We start from the raw sequence: 15,753 nt of genomic DNA on the forward strand, positions 1-15,753 counted from the left end.
CTAGAACGGCGCCAGGGTCTCGAAGACCTGCTGACCGAAGGTCGGCGCCTGCACGTCCGAGATGCGGCCGCGCCCGCCATAGGAGATGCGCGCCTCGGCGATCTTGTCGTAGTCGATGGTGTTCTTGCGCGAGATGTCCCGCGGCCGCACGATGCCCGCCACGGTGAGGACGCGGACCTCGTTGTTGACCCGCACCTCCTGCGAACCGCTGATCACGACGTTGCCGTTGGGCATCTGCTCGGTGACGATGGCGGCGACCTGCAGGCGCAGCACCTCCGAGCGGTCGATGTTGCCCGCGCCCTTGGTCTCCGTGGACGAGCGGATGCCGGCATCGGCGGTGGCGGAATCCTTCAGGCCCGAGACGCCGTAGCCGAAATCGAAGCCGAGGCCCGACTTCTGGCTGCGCGAGCGGTCGCTCGAATTGCCGAACTGCGCCTTGTCGTCGATCAGGATCGAGACCGTGATGACGTCGCCGATGTTGCGGGCGCGCGGATCCTGGAACATCTCGGCGCTGCCCGGCGCCCAGGTCGAGTGGTAGGTGTGGCGCCCGAGGGAGCCGTAGGTGGTCGGCAGGGCCTCGCGCGGCGGCTGCAGGCCGGTGCCGATCGGCGTCAGCAGCGGCGCCTGGCCGATCCGGTCCACCGGCGTGTTGCAGGCGCCGAGGATGGGCGCCGCCAGCACCAGGATCAGGCCGGCCCGGAACGTGTTGGGGAGCATCAGGATTTCTCGCTCGTGCGGGGCTTCTTGCCAGACTCGGTCTTGCCGGCGCCGGTCTTGCCCATCTCGGTCATCATGCGGGCCAGCTGCGCGGCGCGCGCGGCCTCCATCTCGCTCAGGATCGCGCTCGCCGTGCGGGCGTTGAGCTTGGTCAGGATCGCGGCGGCGCCCTCGTCGGGCATGTTGGCGAGCTGGAGCGCGGCGGCATCCGCCCGCATCTTGGTGTAGATCGCCACCACGCCCTCGTCGGCCTTGGCCAGGAACGCGTCGCGGCGGGCGAGCCAGGTCTCGTACTCGGCGCGCTTGGCCTCCAGGGCGGCGATCCGCTCCTCGACCTGCTTCTCCAGGCTCGCCAGCTGCTCCTTCTGCCAGGCGAAGCGCGCATCGGCGGCGGCGTCCGCGATGCTGGCGCAATAGGCCGGCGGCTTCGGCGCAGGCTTGACCGGCTCGGGTTCGAGCGCGCGGACCTCAGCGACCTGCACCGGCTCGGCGGGCTTCGCCTCGGACGCCTTGGTCTCAGAGGCCTTGGTCTCGGAGGCCTTGGCGTCGATCGCCCCCGTGGTCTCGATCGGCTGGGACACCACCGTGACGGGTTCGGCCGGGCCGAGCGGCTGGGGGACGCCGGCGACGGGCGTGACCGCGACAGGCTTGTCGGAAACAGGTTTGGCCGCGACGGCGAGGCGGGGCGCGGCCGGCTTCGGCGCGGCCTTCGGGAGGGGGCCCGGGTTCAGGCCCGAGATCGCCGGGCGGCCGCCCTCGACGGCGCCGGCCGGGCCGAGGCCGAAGGAGGCGAGCGCCAGCAGGCCGACGAGCAGCAGCACCCGCAGCGCCATCAGGGCGAGCCAGCGGGGGGGCCGCGTCAGGCCGGGCGGGCGCACCACGAGGCGGGCCGTCTCGGCCGGCAGGGGAAGGCCGTTCGCCGCGCTCATTGCACCACGAGCTCCGCCTGGAGCGCCCCGGAGGTCTTCACCGCCTGGAGGATCGAGATGATGTCGCTGGGCTTCAGCCCGACGTTGTTCAGGCCGCGCACCAGGGTCTGGAGGTCCGAGCCGCCGATGATCGCCATCCGGCCGGACTGCTCGTTGACCGCGACCTCCGTGCGCGGCACCACCGCCGTCTGCCCGTTCGAGAACGGCGCCGGCTGCGACACCTCCGGGGCCTCGGTCACCCGCACCGTCAGGTTGCCGTGCGTCACCGCCACGGTGGAGATCTGGACGTTGCGGCCGATGACCACCGTCCCGGTGCGCTGGTCGACGACGACCCGGGCCGGCGTGTCGGGGTTGACGGTGAGGTCGCCGATCTCGGCCACGAACCGGGTCTGGGCGATGTTGCTCGGCCGCATCAGGGTGATGGCCCGCTGGTCGCGGGGGGCCGCGACCCGGCGGTTGAAGCGCGCGAGGGCGTAGGCGTTGATGGCGTCGGCCACCATGGTGGCGGTCTTGAAGTCGGGGTTTTTCAGCTCGAACACCAGCTCCGGCAGGTCCCGGAAGGTGCCCGGCACCTCGCGCTCGATCAGGGCGCCGTTGGGGATGCGCCCGGCCGTCGGCACGCCCTGGGTCACGGTCTCGGCCTGGCCGCCGACGCTGAAGCCGGAGACCGCGAGGGGCCCCTGCGCGGCGGCGTAGGTCAGGCTGTCGCCGCCCATCAGGGGCGTCATCAGCAGGGTGCCGCCCTTGAGGGAGGTGGCGTCGCCGAGCGAGGTCACGGTGACGTCGATGCGCGAGCCGGTGCCGGTATAGGGCGGCAGGTCGGCGGTCACCATCACGGCGGCGACGTTGCGGGTGCGCAGGCGGGCGTCGCGGACGTTGATGCCCATGCGGTCGAGCATCGACTGCAGCGACTGCTCGGTGAACTGGGCGTTGCGCAGGGTGTCGCCGGTGCCCTGCAGGCCGGTGACGAGGCCGTAGCCCACGAGCTGGTTGTCGCGCACGCCCTTCAGGGTGGCGATGTCCTTGATCCGGGTGCCGGCCAGGGCCGGGCCGGGCAGCGCCAGGAGCAGCGCCGCACAGAGGGCCGGGATCTTGCCCACGAGGCGGCGCATCAGCGGTCCCCGGTCCGGATTCGGCCGTCGGCCATCACGGTGCCGAGGACGATGCGGTTGGTGTCGGTGTTGCGCACGCGGATGACGTCGCCGAGGCCGCCGTTCTGGAGCGGCGCGCCGACGGCGGTGATGAGCAGGCCCTGCTCCTCGAACACGATCTGGGTCGGCGTGCCCCGGCTGACGAGGCGGGGATCGTCGATGGCGTTGACCGGCACCGGCTCGCCCGGCAGCAGCATCCGCTTGGCGACTCGCCCGGAGATCGCCAGGGCGGCGTCGACCACGGCGGTGCGGGCCTTGAAGGTCTCCGGATAGGCCTGCATCCGCAGCATCGACGGCTTGATGGTGTCGCCGGGATAGATCGTCACCGTCGGCACCGGCAGCATCAGGTCCTCGGCCGCGGCCGGCCCGGCCAGCAGCGCCAGCCCGACGGCGGCGAGGCGGCACCGGCTGCGCGGCGAGAGGCCCGGAAGGTGAATACCCATGACGTGGTCGCGCCCTTGGAGAATGCCCGGACGGGCGGCCGCGGCCCGGCGCAGAGCCGGTGCCGCCCGTCGCCGCCGCGCGGAGGTGGGGGTGTGGGGCTCAGGCGGCGGCGCCGCCCGGCGCGTTCAGCGGATGCCCTTGGAGACCGTGCCGGCCATCTCGTCGGCGGCCTGGATCACCTTCGAGTTCATCTCGAAGGCGCGCTGGGCCGTGATCATGTTGGTGATCTCCTTGACGGGATCGACGTTCGAGCTCTCCAGGTAGCCCTGCTGCAGCTTGCCGAAGCTCGGGTCGCCGGGCACGCCGGTGACGGGGGCGCCGGAGGCCGCGGTCTCGCGGTAGAGGCCGTTGCCCAGGGGCTCCAGGCCGGCATCGTTGGCGAAGTTCGCCAGCGTGATCTGGCCGAGGTTCTGCGCCTGCACCTGCCCGTCCACCTTGGCGAAGACCTGTCCCGACTGGTTGATCACCACGTCGACGGCGCCGTTGGGGATGAGGATCGCCGGGTCGAGGGCGTAGCCCTCCAGGGTGACGATCTGGCCGGTGTTGTTGCGGTTGAAGGAGCCGGCGCGGGTGTAGTTGATCTCGCCGTTGGGGTTGGTGATCTGGAAGTAGCCCCGCCCGTTCACCGCGAGGTCGAGCTGGTTGGCGGTGTTGGCGAGCGGCCCCTGCCGGTGCAGGTTGCGGATGGCGGCCGTGCGCACGCCGAGGCCGAGCATCGCACCCTCCGGCACCGGCTCCTGGCCGGCCTGGTTCGGCACGCCCTGCTGGCGCTCGGCCTGGTAGAGCAGGTCGGTGAACTCGGCCCGCGCGCCCTTGAACCCGGTGGTGTTCAGGTTGGCGATGTTGTTGGCGATGACCTCGAGGTTCATCTGCTGGGCGTTCATGCCCGTGGCCGCGATGGCGAGCGCTCTCATGGTGTCACGGTCCCGTCGAAGCGTTGGGCAGGGTGGTCCGGGCGATCATCGTCAGATCGGCATGCGGCTGAGTTCGAGATAGGCGGCGACCACCTTGTCCCGGACGGCGATGGCGGTCTGCAGGCTCTGCTCGGCCGACATCACCGCCTCGACCACCTGCTGCGTCGAGGCCTTGCCCTGGAGGCCCGAGATGGCGGTGGCCTCGCCGGTGCGCAGGGAGGTGCGCAGGCCGCCGGCGAGCTGGGCCATGACGTCCCCGAAATCGGTGCCGGGGCCGGCGGTGGAGGCCGCCGGGCTCACGGGGAAGCTGGTGCGCGCCAGGGGCGCGGCGGTCTCGGTGCGGGTGATGCCGGCGGCCCGGTCGAAGGCGGCGAGCGAGGTGAGGGCTTCGATCATCGCTTAGTCTCAGGTCCTCAGGAGGTCGATGACGCTGGCGACCATGGCGCGGGCCTGCTTGATCACCTGGACGTTGGCTTCGTAGGAGCGGTTGGCCTCGCGGATGTCGGCCATTTCCACCAGCACGTTGACGTTGGGCATCTTGACGTTGCCGTCGGCATCGGCCGCCGGGTTGCCGGGGTCGCGCTCGATGCGGAAGGGCGCGTCGTCGGTGCCGATCTTGCCAAGGGCGACGCTGGGGCCGCCGGCCGCCCGGTCCATGGCGGCCCGGAAGGTCACGGTCTTGCGGGCATAGGGGTCCGCCCCGGGGCCGTCGCCGACGGATTGCGCGTTGGCGACGTTCTCGGCGGCGATGCGCAGGCGCAGGGACTGCGCCTCCATGCCGGCGCTGGCGAGACGGGTGGAGGCGGCGAGCGGATCGATCATCAGCTCTTCACCGCCGCCTTGAGCATCCGGTCGAAGGATTTGACGATGCCCATGTTGAGGTTGTGGTCGCGGCTGACCTCGCCGGCCTTCAGCATCTCCTGCTCCAGGCTCACCGAGCTCGAGGTCGAGAGCGCGTCCCAGGCATCGGCCGAGGAGACCGGCTTCGTCGGGATGCGGTTATCGCCGGCGGTGATGTGGGCGCTCTCCGTCATGGCCATGCCCATGGAGGCCGCGGAGGCCGTGCGCGCCATCACCTCGGAGAACGGCACCACGTCCCGGGCCTTGTAGTCGGGCGTGTTGGCGTTCGCGACGTTGCTGGCGATCGTCGCCTGACGCACCGCGAGGTAGCGCGCCTGCTGCGAGGCCAAGTCGAAGAGGTAGACGCCTGTCACGGCCGGCTCCGGTCCCGATCATTCATGACCGAAGCTTTAGGCAGCCTATCTTGTCCGAGGCTGACGGGGGTGGCGCCCGGAGGCGACCGCTCAGCGCGCCTCGGCGTTCGCCTCGAGGTCCCGGCCGCGGGTCTCGGGCATCAGGAAGGCCGCGATCGTGCCCACGATGCTGAAGGCCACGAGGTAGTAGGCCGGGGCCAGCTTGTCGCCCGTGAGGGCGATGAGCTTGTTCACGACGTAGTTCGTGCTGCCGCCGAAGATCGAGACCGAGAAGGCGTACACGATGGAGAGGCCCGCGCTGCGCACCGCCCGCGGCAGGGATTCGGGGATCGCCACGATGATCGCCGCGGCGTTGATCGAGGACAGGGCCGAGAGCAGGAAGGTCACGGCGTAGACCGCCGGGCCGGTCGGGTCGCGCACGAGCCAGGCGAAGGCCGGCACCGTCAGCACGACGATGAGCGCGCGGGGCCAGATCATCACCGGGCGCCGGCCGAACCGGTCGGCGAGCCAGCCGCCCAGCAGCGGGAAGGCGATGGAGGCGAGGCCGAGGGCGATCGGCACGGCGGTGGAGATCGTCTCGGTGAGGCCGAGGGTGGCCTGGGCATAGACGGGCATGTTGGTGCCCACCGCGTTGGAGACGGTGGAGGCCGCGATGATGAGGAAGGTCAGGACCAGCATCCGGCCGTGCTCGCGCACCAGGCGCCGGACCACCGCGAACGTGGATTCAGCCGCGGCCGGGTCGGCGTGCTCGCCGGCGGTCTCGGGGAGGTGGCTGCGGATGATCAGGCCGACGGGGACGACGCCGATGCCGAGCGCGAACATCACGCGCCAGCCCCAGCTTGCCATGGCGTCGTCGCCGACCGCGTAGGTCAGGGCCGAGGCCACGAGGCCGGCGATCAGGGCGGCGCAGCCCTGGCTGGCGATCTGCCAGCTCGCCACGAAGCCGCGGTGCTTCCCCGGCGCGGCCTCCAGGAGGTAGGCGGTGGAGGGGCCGACCTCGCCGCCCAGGGCCAGCCCCTGGATCAGCCGGCCCACGATGACGATGACCTGCGACCAGCCCCCGAGGGTGGCGTAGCCGGGGGCGGCCGCCAGCATCACCATGCCGATGGCCATCAGCGCGATGGTGATCAGCATGGCGGGCTTGCGCCCCGCCCGGTCCGCGAAGGCCCCGATGAGGATGCCCCCGATGGGCCGCATCACGTAGCCGATGCCGAACAGGGCCAGGGAGGCGAGCAGGCTGTCGGTGGCGTTCTCCGAGGGGAAGAACGCCTCGCCGATGGGTTTGGCGAAGAAGGCGTAGATGGTGAAGTCGTAGAATTCGAGGGCGTTGCCGAGCACAACGGCGGCGACCGCCTTGCGTTCGAGGCGCGGGGGCCCCTCGGAGGTCCCGGACGTGTGCATGGTCGTCTCCGCGTGCGGGTCCCGGGCCGGGCTCATGGCACCGGCACGTCCTGCGTCAGGGCATCGATGGAGAGCAGGTAGCCCAGCAGCGCCTCCTGGTCGGCGGCGCTGTAGCCGGACGCGGCGTCGACCCAGTAGCCGTGCCCCTCGCCCGTCACGCGCGCCGTCCGCGCCGTGGCGGAGGCGCGGTTGGCGGCCACGACCCGGCCGCGCAGGTCCCGGTCCACCAGGGCCCGCAGGCTGTTGCACGGGTCCGGCGCGAGGCCGCGCTCCAGGGTGCCGGGCACGCCGAGCTGGCCGGCCGGGTCGGTCCCCACCGCCACGCCGCCGTCGTGCAGGTAGGGCGCCGACCAGGCGAGGCCGACGAGGTTCGGCACCTTGTAGCCGCCCTCGGTGCCGGCATGGGCCCAGCCGAGCTGGACCTGCTTCAGGGCCTCGCCCTCCAGGGGGATCGGCACGATCCTGGGGTCGGCCGGCAGGGGGAAGGGCGTGTCGGTCGAAAACATCGCCGGGGTTGCGAGGTGCGCCTCCATCTTGGCGCCGGCGCGGGCCCGGGTCGGCTCGGTGCCGATCTCGCCCACTGGCACGATCCGGTTGTTGGTCAGCGCCGGGCCGGCATGGCAGCCGGCACAGCCGGCCCGCGCGAACACCGCGCGGCCGGCATCGGCCCCGGCCTTCGGGGCGGCCGGCGGACGCAGGAGGTTCTGGAAGGCCGACATGGCGTTGTTGGCGAAGTTCGCCGGCTCCCCGTCCGCCGAGGCGAACAACCCGTTGTCGGTCATGTAGTTGGTCGCCGGAAAGCTCGGCAGGACGGCGTAGCGGTTGAGGCCCGGCGAGGCCGGTGTCGGGTCGAAGGCGGCCAGGATCGCGCTCGGCCGCGTGTCCTTCGTCGGGTCGTAGCGCAGGGCCGGGTTCACCGCCCCCTGGAACAGGATGCTGAGATAGAGATCCGGATCGAGGCCGAACAGCCACGGCGCGGCGGCGGCGAGCTGCGTCGTGTCGGAATTGGCCGCGTGCACGTTGTTGTTCAGGGACGACAGGCCGTGGAAGGGCCCGACCGCCTCGCGCCCGCTCCAGCTGTAGGGCTCGCCGTAGGCCGAGAAGCTCGACGGGATCGAGGTCGGGTTCGTCACCCGGTCGGCGGAGGAATCGAAGCTGCCCGGCGGCCAGCTCGCGACTTCGACCTTGGCCGCCGCTTCTAGCCTGTCCCGGTCCGGCAGCACCGCGGTCCCTCCGTTGGCGGTCGGGACCGTGCGCGCGGGATCGCCCGCCAGGGCCGCGAGGTCGATGCTGCCGTGCATGAAGTAGGCGGAGGCGTTGGCCGAGAGGGCGAGGAGCAGCCCGGCATTGAGGTCGGCGTTCGGCGCACCCTCCACGACCTTGCCGGAGCGGGAATCGACCGCCGCGTGGCAGAGGGCGCAGGTGATGCCGAGGCGCAGGTGGCCCCGGTCGTAGAAGGTCTTCAGGCCGATGATGCCGAGGCCGCCTTTCTCGACGTCGAGGCCGGTCGAGACCAGGTCGCCCTTGCGCCACTGGCGCGCGCCGATCCGCACGTCCTGGGCGACCCGGACCTGAAGGTTGTTGGTGGCCTGGCCGCCCAGCAGCACCACGGCGCGGGCGACCTCGTAGGGCGTCAGGGCGCCGTCGAGCATCCCCATCACGTCGGTGAGGAAGACCTCGTTCCCGAAGGTCTCGGTGTAGAAGGCCTCCCGCCCGCGCGCGATGACGGCCTCGTCGATGGCGAAGGCGCCGGCCTCGGGCGACAGCGTCCGGCGTCCCGCTTCGGTGGTGCGCAGGGTCGCGGCCTCCTCGCGGCCGATGCGACGCCCGAGGACGTCGTAGGCGGTCGAGATCGGGTAGCGGTCGGGGTTGGCGAGGGAGTCGCGCGACGGTGTCGGCGCGTAGCTGAAGCGGCCGAAGGCGGCGAGGCCCGCCCCGGCGGCGAGGACGACGAGGGTACCGACGAGAAGGAAGCGGGAACGCATGCCGAGGGGGTGTCTCCGGCCTGCAGGGGCCGGCGGATAACGGGTGCCGACGGCCAAGGTTCGATGACAGATGCGCGAGTCGGCGCGCCGCGTCGGCCGGGTGCCCGGAGCCCCGCGGTTCCGGCGCCTCGGAACCGGCGCTCCCGCCAGGCGCTTGCTCTCCCGGGCGGGCCATCCGTCCGGTCGGGAGGACAGCCATGTCGCGTGACACCGAAACGCATCAAGCCCTGCTCAGCGCCCTGAAGGCCGCCCAGGGACGCTCCGACGGCAGCTTCGAGAAGGCCGTCACGGACGCCTTCGCGCATGTCTTCGACCATCTCGAGCGCCTGAACGCCGTCAGCGGGCCGGACGAGGACCGCCCGCTGGAGCCCGGCGAGTCGCCGACCCTGCGCTGAACGCCCTGCCGCGGCGGGCGTGGAGCTAGCCGCGCCCCGACGACCCCCGGACCACGAGCCGGCCGCTCAGGGTGACCTTGCGGACGGCCTCGCCCGGGGCCTTCAACCGGTCGAACAGCAGGGCCATGGCCTGGGCGCCGATCTGCGCCACGGGCTGCTCGATCACCGTGAGACCGGGCTCCACGAGGTCGGTCCACGGATCGTTGTCGAAGCCCGCGAGGCCGAGCTGGTCCGGAACCGCGAGGCCGAGGGTGCGCGCGGCGCGCACCGCGCCCATCAGCGTCAGCCCGTTCGACAGGACCAGTGCGTCGGGCCGGTCGGGCTCGGCCAGCCAGCGGGTGAGCGTGGCCTCCGCCGCCTCCGCGGTGGGGGACGCCACGCGGGTCCGGGGTTCCGCACCGAGGCGCCGCAGCGCCGCCTCGTAGGCGGTGCGACGCTCCTGCGCCGTGGAGCTGGTCGAGCCGAACAGGCCGCCGATCCGGCGGTAGCCGCGGTCCCAAAGATGATCGACCAGGGCGCCGGTCGCCGCCGCGTTGTCGAGGACGACGCTGTCGTAGGTCCCCGCCGGGCCGGTGCGGTCGATGAAGACGACCGGCACGTCGAGGCTGTCGGCCTTGAGCGATTCGGCGGTCCCGCGCGTGGGCGCGAAGATCACGCCGGTGACGCGCTCCTCCTCCATCAACCGGAGGTACAGGCGCTCGCGCTCCGGGTCCTCGTCGGTGTTGCACAGGATCACGCGCATGCCGGCGGCGTAGGCTGCATCCTCCACCGCCCGGCTCACCGCCGTGAAGAACGGGTTGCGGATATCGGCGACGATCAACCCGATGGTCTGCGTCGATTGGGAGCGCAGGCGCCGCGCGGACAGGTTCGGGCGATAGCCCGTCGCCCGAACCGCCGCCTCGACCTGCTGGCGCAGGACGTCGCTGACCGGCCCTCGCCCGAGAGCTCGGGAGACCGTGGCGGTCGAGACACCGGCGGCGCGTGCCACGTCACGAATACTGGCACTCATCGGACAGAGAACGTTTTCAGCTTCATAACGCCGTTCTGGCATCCCCCCCTCGCCACCGACAAGCGCAGAAACGGCATTATTGCGCCGAATCGCGTTGACAGAGATTGTGAAAACGTTTTCATAGGGGCAACAGCCGTCACGGCAACAATCTTCACGGGAGGAGCACGCCATGCTCGCGCCGACGCCGACCCTACCCCCCCGCCTGCTGATCCAGCTGGGCGCGGCCCCGGCCAGCAAGGACGCGGCGATCCGCGCGGCGGCCCAGCTCCTCGTCGCCTCCGGCTGCATCGATGCGCCCTACGAGGCCAGCATGCTGCGGCGCGAGGGCGTGTCGAACACCTATCTGGGCCACGGCGTGGTCATCCCCCACGGCATGGTCGACGACCGCCACCACGTCCGCGCCAGCGGGCTGGCGGTCCTGCAGGTTCCGGACGGGATCACATGGCACGACGGCCAGGTCGCCCACCTGGTGGTCGCCATCGCGGCGCAGTCCGATACCCACATCACCATCCTGCGCCGCCTCACCCGGCTGATCCAGGACGAGGCGCGCCTCGCGGCCCTGCGCACCACCACCCGCAAGGAGGACATCGCCGCGGCCCTCACCGAGGACGCGCCGGCCCCCGGCGCCGCCGGCCCGGCCGGCGATCTCAGGCAGCGCTTCGACTGGACCGTCGACTATCCCACCGGCCTCCATGCCCGCCCGGCCGCCCACTGGGTCGAGACGGCCCGCGCCTCCCCCGCCCGGATCCAGGTGCGCCACGGCGCCGAGGTGGCCGACGCCAAGAACCTGATCGCCCTGCTCCAGCTCGGCCTGCGCTGCGGCGACGCGGTGACGATCTCGGCGGAGGGGGACGACGAGGCCGGCGCCCTCGCGCGAATCTGCGCGGCGGTGACGAGCCTGAGCGCGGGAGAGAAGGCCGCCGCCCAGGCCGCGGCCGACGCCGCCGCCCGCGCGGCTGGCCCGGTGGCCGGCTGGAATCCCGCCGATGCGCCCCGGGTGCTGGCGGGCCTCGGCGCGAGCCCCGGCCTCACCATCGGTCCCATCCACGTGCTGAGCCAGACGGAGGTCGCGGTCCGGGACGAGCCCGAGCCCCTGACCTCGGGCGGCGACCGCCTGCACGCGGCTTTGGCCGCCACCGAGGGCCAGCTCCGGGCCCTGGCGGACGACACCGAGCGCCGCCTCGGCAAGACCGATGCGGGCATCTTCCGGGCCCAGGGCGAGCTCATCGCCGACACCGACCTGATCACCCTGGCCTGCCAGCTGATGGTGGAGGGACACGGGGTCGCCTTCGCCTGGAACCAGGCGGTGGAGCGGATGGCCGGCCGCCTTTCGGCCCTGGGCAATCCCGTGCTCGCCGCCCGCGCGGCGGACCTGCGCGACGTCGGCCGGCGGGTGCTAGCGCAGATCGACCCGTCGCTGAAGAGCGGCCACGACCTGCCGGACGCGCCCTGCATCCTCATCGCCCCCGACCTCGCCCCGTCCGACACCGCGGGCCTCGACCCGACCCGGGTGATCGGCCTCGCCACGGCCCAGGGCGGCCCGACCTCGCACACCGCGATCCTCGCCCGCACCCTGGGGATTCCCGCCATGGTGGCGGGCGGCCCCACCCTGCTCGCCCTGGAGAACCACACCACCGCGATCCTCGACGGCGGCACCGGCCGGCTCTACCTCGATCCGAGCGCGGCCGACCTCGCCTCGGCCCGGGACTGGAGCGCGCGCCAGCGCGCCAAGGCCGAGGAGGAGGCCCGCGCGCGCGCCCTGCCCGCCCGCACCCGGGACGGGCACGCGCTCGCCATCGGGGCCAACGTCAACAATCCCGAGCAGGTGCCCTTCGCCCTGGACCAGGGCGCCGAGGGCGTGGGCCTGATGCGCACCGAGTTCCTCTTCCTCGAGCGCGGCGACACGCCCACGGAGGACGACCAGTACGCCACGTACCGGGCGATGCTGGACGCGCTCGCCGGCCGGCCCCTCATCGTGCGCACCCTCGACATCGGCGGCGACAAGCAGGTGGCCCACCTGCACCTGCCCCGGGAGGAAAACCCCTTCCTGGGCGTGCGCGGCGCCCGGCTGCTCCTGCGCCGGCCCGACCTGATGGAGCCGCAGCTGCGGGCCCTGTACCGGGCGGCGCGGGACGGCATCGCGGCCGGCGCCGCCACCGGCAAGGATGCCCCCCTGTCGATCATGTTCCCGATGATCACCTCGGTGCCGGAGGTGCTGGCGCTCCGCGCCCATTGCGCGCGCATCCGGGCCGAGCTCGACGCCCCGGAGCTGCCGCTCGGCATCATGATCGAGGTGCCGGCCGCCGCGATCCAGGCCGATGCCCTGGCCCGGCACTGCGACTTCTTCTCGATCGGCACCAACGACCTGACGCAGTACGCCCTGGCGATCGACCGCCAGAACACCGAGCTCGCGCCCGAGGCCGATTCCCTGCATCCGGCGGTCCTGCGGCTGATCCACATGACCTGCGAGGGCGCCGCCCGGCACAAGCGCTGGGTCGGCGTCTGCGGCGGCATCGCCGGCGATCCGTTCGGCGCCTGCCTGCTCGCCGGCCTCGGGGTCCACGAGCTGTCGATGACCCCGCGCGACGTGGCCTCCGTCAAGGCGCGGCTGCGGACGAGCGAGATGGGCGCCCTGCGGGCCCTGGCCGCCCGGGCCTGCGCCCAGGAGGACGCGGCCGCGGTCCGGGCCCTGGCGGTTCTCCTCGACGGAGAGCCCGCATGACCCGCGTCGTCACCCTCACGCTCAATCCGGCCCTCGACAGGACCGTGATCCTCGACGACCTCCGGCCCGGCCACGTCCACCGGGCGCGCAGCACCCGCTCGGATGCGGGCGGCAAGGGCGTCAACGTCGCCGCCTGCCTCGCCGACTGGGGCGTCCCGGTCGCGGCCGCCGGCCTCCTCGGCCAGGACAATGCCGGGCCGTTCGAGACCCTGCTCGCGGCCAAGGGCATCGCGGATCGCTTCGTCCGGATCCCGGGCGAGACCCGGACCAACCTGAAGCTGGTCGACGGCGCCGGCGGCGACACCACCGACATCAACCTGCCGGGCCTCACCGTCGAGGCCGGCAGCCTCGACGCCGTCCGGGCGATGCTGCGCCAGGCCGTGGAGCCCGGCACCCTGGTGGTGCTGGCCGGCAGCCTGCCGGGCGGCGTGTCCCCGGCGATCTACGCCGAGATCGCCGCCGAGCTGCGGCCGCTGGGCGCCCGCCTCGTCCTCGACGCGTCCGGCCCGGCCCTGGCGGCGGCCCTGGCCGCACCGGCCGAGGCGCTGCCCTTCGCGGTCAAGCCCAACCGGCACGAGCTCGAGGAGTGGGCCGGGCGGTCCCTGCCGGATCTGGCCGGGGTGGCGGCGGCGGCCCAGGGCCTCTTGGCGCGCGGCATCCCCCTGGTGGTGGTGTCGCTCGGCGCCGAGGGGGCGCTGTTCGCCACCGCCGAGGGCACGGCCCTGGCCCATCCGCCCGCGACCCGGGTGACCAGCACGGTGGGCGCGGGCGACGCCCTCGTGGCCGGCCTCGTGGCGGGCCTGCATGCGAACCTGGACCGGCTCGTCACCGCCCGGCTCGCCCTGGCCTTCGCCGCCGGCAAGCTCACCCTGCCGGGCGCCAACCTGCCCGCCCGCGACACGGTCCTGGCGCTCGCCGGGACGGTGCGGGTGGAGCCCCTCGCGGCCTCGGACGGAGGCACGGAGATCCGACGCCGGACGGCGACACAGGACGGCGACGCGCCGGCGGGCCGGGACGCGGCGCAACGGGAGGACGCCATGGGGAGGATGCCATGACACAGGTGCTCGCAGTGGTGGGAGGCGGGGATCTCGGCCTGCACGCGGTGCTGGCCGGCGAGGCCCTGCGCAAGGCGGCGGGCCGGCGCAACCAGCCCCTCGACCTGGAATTGCGCGGCAAGGGCGTGACCGGCAACGCCCTCAGCGCGGGCGCCATCGCCAACGCCGAGGCGGTGCTGCTGGTCGGCGACGGCGACCTCGACGAGGGCCGCTTCGGGGCCATGCGCCGGGCCCGGATCCGCATCGAGGACGTGCTCACCGATGCCCATGCGGTGCTCGACCGGTTCCTCGGCGGGGCGGGCGAAGGGGGCATGGGCGAAGGGGGCATGGGCGAAGAGGGCACGGGCGAAGGGAATACGGGCGAGCGGGGTTCACCGACGGACGCGCCGCCGAACGGGCGCAAGCGGATCGTCGCCATCACCTCCTGCCCCACCGGCATCGCCCATACCTTCATGGCCGCCGAGGGCATCCAGGCGGCGGCCGAGGCCCTCGGGCACGACGTCCGGGTCGAGACGCAGGGATCGGTGGGCGCCCGCGACGCCCTGACGGCCGACGAGATCGCGGTGGCCGACATCGTGCTGATCGCCGCCGATACCGGCGTCGACCGAACGCGCTTTGCCGGCAAGCGGCTCTACGCCACCAACACCAAGGCGGCGATCCGCGACGGCAAGGGCCTGCTGGCCACGGCCCTCGCCGAGGCGCAGCGCCAGCCCGCCGCCGGAAGCGATGCGGCGGACGGCTCGGCCCGTCCGGCGGCGGCAGAGGAGAAGAAAGCGGGCGCCTACAAGCACCTGATGACCGGCGTCTCGTTCATGCTGCCCTTCGTGGTGGCGGGCGGCCTGCTCATCGCCCTGGCCTTCGCCTTCGGGGGCATCGACGCGATGAAGCCCGACCACGCCGGCAGCCTCGGCTTCGCCCTCGGCGAGATCGGCGCCAAGGCGGCCTTCGCCCTGATCGTGCCGGTGCTGGCCGGCTACATCGCCTTCTCCATCGCGGACCGGCCCGGCATCGCGCCGGGCATGATCGGCGGCATGCTCGCCGCCAACCTGCAGGCCGGCTTCCTCGGCGGCATCGCGGCGGGCTTCATCGCCGGGACCACCACCGCCTTCCTCAACCGGCACATCCGCCTGCACAGGAACCTGGAAGGCCTGAAGCCCGTCCTGATCCTGCCGCTGCTGGCCACCGCCGTGACCGGCCTGCTGATGATCTACGTCGTCGGCGTCCCCGTGGCGGCGATCCTGGCGGCGCTCACCGATTGGCTGCGCAGCATGCAGGGGGCCAGCGCCGTCGTGCTCGGCCTGGTGCTCGGCGGCATGATGGCGGTGGATATGGGCGGCCCGGTCAACAAGGCGGCCTATGCCTCCGCCGCCGCCCTGATAGCCTCGGGCATCACGGCGCCCATGGCCGCCGTGATGATCGGCGGCATGACGCCTCCGCTGGGGATCGCGCTCGCCACCCGCCTGTTCCCCGGGCGCTTCTCGAAGGCCGAGCGCGAGGCCGGCGCCGCCGCCGCGGTGCTCGGCGCCGCCTTCATCACCGAGGGGGCGATCCCCTTCGCGGCGGCCGACCCCCTGCGGGTGATCCCCGCCATGGTGGCGGGCTCGGCCCTGGCCGGCGCCGTGGCGCTCAGCCTCGGGGTCGAACTGAAGGTGCCGCATGGCGGCCTCTTCGTCCTGCCGATCCCCAACGCGGTGACCAACGTCCCCGGCGCGCTGATCGCCCTGGTGGTCGGCACCCTCGTCACCGGACTGCTCGTCGGCCTGCTGAAGAAGCGCGCCGCCTGACGCTGCCGGCGCTCGACCCGGGCGCCGTGACTT

15 protein-coding genes are annotated in these 15,753 nt (G+C 72.9%); 4 read left to right on the forward strand and 11 right to left on the reverse strand.

All coding sequences use genetic code 11. The features are described 5' to 3' along the window. From flgH to AC1MGR_RS23740, 10 genes are all read right to left on the reverse strand, one after another. Positions 1-717, reverse strand: coding sequence for a flagellar basal body L-ring protein FlgH (flgH, locus tag AC1MGR_RS23695; RefSeq protein ID WP_480233163.1), 717 nt, complete (start codon positions 715-717; stop codon positions 1-3). Beyond that, entirely contained in the window at positions 717-1,199 is a 483-nt protein-coding gene (locus AC1MGR_RS23700) for a MotE family protein (RefSeq protein ID WP_480234884.1), read from the reverse strand. Before AC1MGR_RS23700 ends, flgH begins: the two co-directional genes overlap by 1 nt. Before the next feature lie 443 nt (positions 1,200-1,642). Further along, positions 1,643-2,758 carry a flagellar basal body P-ring protein FlgI gene (gene flgI, locus AC1MGR_RS23705; protein ID WP_108035319.1) on the reverse strand — a complete coding sequence of 372 codons (1,116 nt, stop codon included), beginning with the start codon at positions 2,756-2,758 and terminating at the stop codon, positions 1,643-1,645. After that, positions 2,758-3,141, reverse strand: coding sequence for a flagellar basal body P-ring formation chaperone FlgA (flgA, locus tag AC1MGR_RS23710; protein WP_480234885.1), 384 nt, complete (start codon positions 3,139-3,141; stop codon positions 2,758-2,760). Before flgA ends, flgI begins: the two co-directional genes overlap by 1 nt. 225 nt (positions 3,142-3,366) lie before the next feature. After that, positions 3,367-4,155, reverse strand: a complete 789-nt coding sequence (gene flgG / locus AC1MGR_RS23715) for a flagellar basal-body rod protein FlgG (RefSeq protein ID WP_108035321.1) — start codon at positions 4,153-4,155, stop codon at positions 3,367-3,369. Between the two features lie 51 nt (positions 4,156-4,206). Continuing rightward, positions 4,207-4,551, reverse strand: coding sequence for a flagellar hook-basal body complex protein FliE (fliE, locus tag AC1MGR_RS23720; protein WP_480233164.1), 345 nt, complete (start codon positions 4,549-4,551; stop codon positions 4,207-4,209). A 9-nt stretch (positions 4,552-4,560) separates the two neighbouring features. Next, positions 4,561-4,977, reverse strand: a complete 417-nt coding sequence (gene flgC / locus AC1MGR_RS23725; protein ID WP_108035323.1) for a flagellar basal body rod protein FlgC — start codon at positions 4,975-4,977, stop codon at positions 4,561-4,563. After that, entirely contained in the window at positions 4,977-5,369 is a 393-nt protein-coding gene (gene flgB / locus AC1MGR_RS23730; RefSeq protein ID WP_480233165.1) for a flagellar basal body rod protein FlgB, read from the reverse strand. The genes flgC and flgB overlap by 1 nt, the downstream gene beginning before the upstream one ends. A 90-nt stretch (positions 5,370-5,459) precedes the next feature. Beyond that, complete coding sequence (locus AC1MGR_RS23735; RefSeq protein WP_480233166.1) at positions 5,460-6,770, reverse strand: MFS transporter; 1,311 nt, start codon at positions 6,768-6,770, stop codon at positions 5,460-5,462. A 32-nt stretch (positions 6,771-6,802) separates the two neighbouring features. Further along, positions 6,803-8,755 carry a cytochrome C oxidase Cbb3 gene (locus tag AC1MGR_RS23740; RefSeq protein WP_480233167.1) on the reverse strand — a complete coding sequence of 651 codons (1,953 nt, stop codon included), beginning with the start codon at positions 8,753-8,755 and terminating at the stop codon, positions 6,803-6,805. A gap of 197 nt (positions 8,756-8,952) precedes the next feature. On the opposite strand from AC1MGR_RS23740, the gene AC1MGR_RS23745 reads away from it, so the two are divergent. Beyond that, positions 8,953-9,150, forward strand: a complete 198-nt coding sequence (locus AC1MGR_RS23745) for a hypothetical protein (RefSeq protein WP_108035326.1) — start codon at positions 8,953-8,955, stop codon at positions 9,148-9,150. A gap of 25 nt (positions 9,151-9,175) precedes the next feature. Here AC1MGR_RS23745 and AC1MGR_RS23750 read toward each other — a convergent pair whose 3' ends face one another. Next, on the reverse strand, positions 9,176-10,159 hold the full coding sequence (locus AC1MGR_RS23750; RefSeq protein WP_480233168.1) for a LacI family DNA-binding transcriptional regulator: 984 nt from the start codon (positions 10,157-10,159) through the stop codon (positions 9,176-9,178). Between the two features lie 169 nt (positions 10,160-10,328). Here AC1MGR_RS23750 and ptsP point away from each other — a divergent pair, with 169 nt between their 5' ends. The 3 genes from ptsP to AC1MGR_RS23765 are packed head-to-tail and all read left to right on the forward strand — an operon-like array spanning position 10,329 to position 15,720. Beyond that, positions 10,329-12,881, forward strand: coding sequence for a phosphoenolpyruvate--protein phosphotransferase (gene ptsP, locus AC1MGR_RS23755; protein ID WP_480233169.1), 2,553 nt, complete (start codon positions 10,329-10,331; stop codon positions 12,879-12,881). Then, on the forward strand, positions 12,878-13,936 hold the full coding sequence (pfkB, locus tag AC1MGR_RS23760) for a 1-phosphofructokinase (RefSeq protein WP_480233170.1): 1,059 nt from the start codon (positions 12,878-12,880) through the stop codon (positions 13,934-13,936). The genes ptsP and pfkB overlap by 4 nt, the downstream gene beginning before the upstream one ends. Then, positions 13,933-15,720: a fructose-specific PTS transporter subunit EIIC gene (locus tag AC1MGR_RS23765; protein WP_480233171.1), complete on the forward strand. Its 1,788-nt coding sequence runs from the start codon at positions 13,933-13,935 to the stop codon at positions 15,718-15,720. Before pfkB ends, AC1MGR_RS23765 begins: the two co-directional genes overlap by 4 nt. Positions 15,721-15,753 lie beyond the last annotated feature (33 nt).

The sequence above is a fragment of the Methylobacterium sp. BI1 genome (assembly GCF_056680125.1).

Bases quoted from the DNA above. Each gene is read 5' to 3' on its own strand.
- flgH (WP_480233163.1), bottom strand. From the start codon at position 717: ATGCTCCCCAACACGTTCCGGGCCGGCCTGATCCTGGTGCTGGCGGCG.
- flgI (WP_108035319.1), bottom strand. From the start codon at position 2,758: ATGCGCCGCCTCGTGGGCAAGATCCCGGCCCTCTGTGCGGCGCTGCTC.
- flgA (WP_480234885.1), bottom strand. From the start codon at position 3,141: ATGCTGCCGGTGCCGACGGTGACGATCTATCCCGGCGACACCATCAAG.
- flgG (WP_108035321.1), bottom strand. From the start codon at position 4,155: ATGAGAGCGCTCGCCATCGCGGCCACGGGCATGAACGCCCAGCAGATG.
- fliE (WP_480233164.1), bottom strand. From the start codon at position 4,551: ATGATCGAAGCCCTCACCTCGCTCGCCGCCTTCGACCGGGCCGCCGGC.
- flgC (WP_108035323.1), bottom strand. From the start codon at position 4,977: ATGATCGATCCGCTCGCCGCCTCCACCCGTCTCGCCAGCGCCGGCATG.
- AC1MGR_RS23735 (WP_480233166.1), bottom strand. From the start codon at position 6,770: ATGCACACGTCCGGGACCTCCGAGGGGCCCCCGCGCCTCGAACGCAAG.
- AC1MGR_RS23740 (WP_480233167.1), bottom strand. From the start codon at position 8,755: ATGCGTTCCCGCTTCCTTCTCGTCGGTACCCTCGTCGTCCTCGCCGCC.
- AC1MGR_RS23745 (WP_108035326.1), top strand. From the start codon at position 8,953: ATGTCGCGTGACACCGAAACGCATCAAGCCCTGCTCAGCGCCCTGAAG.
- AC1MGR_RS23750 (WP_480233168.1), bottom strand. From the start codon at position 10,159: ATGAGTGCCAGTATTCGTGACGTGGCACGCGCCGCCGGTGTCTCGACC.
- ptsP (WP_480233169.1), top strand. From the start codon at position 10,329: ATGCTCGCGCCGACGCCGACCCTACCCCCCCGCCTGCTGATCCAGCTG.
- pfkB (WP_480233170.1), top strand. From the start codon at position 12,878: ATGACCCGCGTCGTCACCCTCACGCTCAATCCGGCCCTCGACAGGACC.
- AC1MGR_RS23765 (WP_480233171.1), top strand. From the start codon at position 13,933: ATGACACAGGTGCTCGCAGTGGTGGGAGGCGGGGATCTCGGCCTGCAC.